2 protein-coding genes are annotated in these 1218 nt (G+C 37.0%); both read right to left on the bottom strand.

Translation table 11 applies throughout. The annotated features are described in order from the left end of the window. Positions 1–159: 159 nt before the first annotated feature. Positions 160–429, bottom strand: coding sequence for a flagellar biosynthesis protein FliQ (fliQ, locus tag AB1414_21165; protein MEW6609923.1), 270 nt, complete (start codon positions 427–429; stop codon positions 160–162). Positions 430–444: 15 nt separating this feature from the next. Further along, positions 445–1212 carry a flagellar type III secretion system pore protein FliP gene (gene fliP / locus AB1414_21170; GenBank protein MEW6609924.1) on the bottom strand — a complete coding sequence of 256 codons (768 nt, stop codon included), beginning with the start codon at positions 1210–1212 and terminating at the stop codon, positions 445–447. Positions 1213–1218: the final 6 nt, after the last annotated feature.

The raw sequence follows: 1218 nt of genomic DNA on the forward strand, positions 1-1218 counted from the left end.
GGTAACTGGTAATTGGTAACTGGTAATTGGTAATTGGTTAAATAGTTTCGTCCTGAGCTCAGCCAAACGGTATTTAATTACCAGTTACCAATCACCAGTTACCAGAATCAAATTCCGTGCGTTATTTGTTCAACACGACATTAGAGTAATGGATATTATTCACCCCACCAAATCAGGAATCATCATTATTAATCGCGTGGTGTATTCAACTAAAGTTTTTAACATCCACAATCCAAAGATAGAAATCGTCAAAAGTGTAGCAATTATCTTTGGGACAAAGGTCAATGTCATTTCCTGAATAGCGGTGGCGGTTTGGAATATGCTCACGATTAATCCTACAATTAGACTTACCCCTAACATTGGCGCCGAAATTAATAACATATAGAATAGCGCCTCTTGAACTAATTTAATCACCATTTCCTCACTCATTATTTCACCTCAACTCTAATGAAAACTTAATACCAGTGACCTGACCAAAAGATTCCAGCCATCGACCATTACAAATAAAAGTATTTTAAAGGGCAGAGAAATCATCACTGGTGGTAACATAATCATTCCCATAGACATTAAGACACTGGCAACAATCATATCAATGACTAAAAATGGGATAAAAAGGGCAATTCCCATTTGAAAGGCATAGGTTAATTCACTCGTCATAAATGCCGGTATCAAAACATAGGTTGGCACATCCTTCTGCGTTTTAGGTCTTGGTAATTTACTCATTCCTAAAAATAAATCTATATCCCTGTCACGGGTTTGTTTAAACATAAATTCACGAAAGGGAATACTGCCCTTTTCTATTGCCTGGGTAGGGGTTATTTTCCCGGATAAATATGGCTGAAGGGCAGTATTATTTACTTTAGTCAATGTCGGTGCCATAATAAAAAAGGTTAGAAATAGAGCTAATCCGGTAATTACTTGTTGTGGAGGTGCCTGTTGTGTGGCTAAAGCCTGTTTGACGAAAGAAAGGACTATCACTACTCGAATAAACGAGGTCATCATCATTATGATACTTGGCACTAAGGTTAAAATTGTTAAAAGAAAGAGTATCTGAAGGGCTAAAGCGACATCTGTGGGTTTCCTTGCCTCTTCAATCCCTATATTTATTTTAGGAATAGGCAGAGGAAGATTTTGGGCAAAAACATTGTCCGCACATAGTCCAATTATTGAGACTATAAATATCCCTGACAATATCCTCCCGGTTTTATTCATTTTTTT

The sequence above is a fragment of the bacterium genome (genome assembly GCA_040755795.1).
GTDB lineage: Bacteria > UBA9089 > CG2-30-40-21 > CG2-30-40-21 > SBAY01 > JBFLXS01.

Excerpts from the sequence above, each read along its gene's own strand:
- fliQ (MEW6609923.1), bottom strand. The coding sequence starts at position 429 with ATGAGTGAGGAAATGGTGATTAAATTAGTTCAAGAGGCGCTATTCTAT.
- fliP (MEW6609924.1), bottom strand. The coding sequence starts at position 1,212 with ATGAATAAAACCGGGAGGATATTGTCAGGGATATTTATAGTCTCAATA.